Annotated in this window: 1 protein-coding gene; it reads left to right on the top strand. The window is 53.3% G+C overall.

The genetic code is table 11. From position 1 onward, the window contains the following. The coding region (locus AC1RP1_RS07785; protein ID WP_481762687.1) for a hypothetical protein at nt 1-424 on the top strand (424 nt) is incomplete at its 5' end. Nucleotides 425-520 lie beyond the last annotated feature (96 nt).

Here is a 520-nt window from a genome sequence, read left to right as displayed (position 1 = left end):
GGATCGTACGTGGCAAAAGCGCATGGAAGACAGCTATCGCGGCAAAGGCCGACGTGCAGGCTCCGAAATTCCGAAAGGAACGTTCACACAGAGCCCATCTGAGATAGCCCGCCAGCTCAAACAGCACTCTACAGATTTCGGTGAAGCAAGCTCAAAGCTGAACGGCTTCATCAATCGAAAGGGGCGCGATCTTCAGGGGGCGGACAAGTCGCGGTTGTACGATGCGAAGCGTGCCCTAGACAATGCGTACGGCTACCGCGACCAGAAGGATAAGCAACAAAAACAAAACGAGAAGCGAAAAGAAACTGCCGACGCCATTCCCGCGTTGTTTACCACAACTAACGGAATCCCTCATGATGGTCCGGCACTCGACACCGGGCTGAACGCAGCACAACGTCTGCAATCAATTGATAGCGAGAAATAACATGGCATATCAACAAGGCTTCGCAAACGTCTTTTACTCGGCAGCTACCGTGCAAACGGGTGCGGCAACGGTGACTAACGTTTCGGTACCTTGGGA

This window comes from Dellaglioa sp. CoH-56-MRSF-13 (assembly GCF_056782095.1).
Note: the sequence above shows the minus strand (reverse complement) of the source record. Positions and strands in the feature narration are given on the sequence as shown.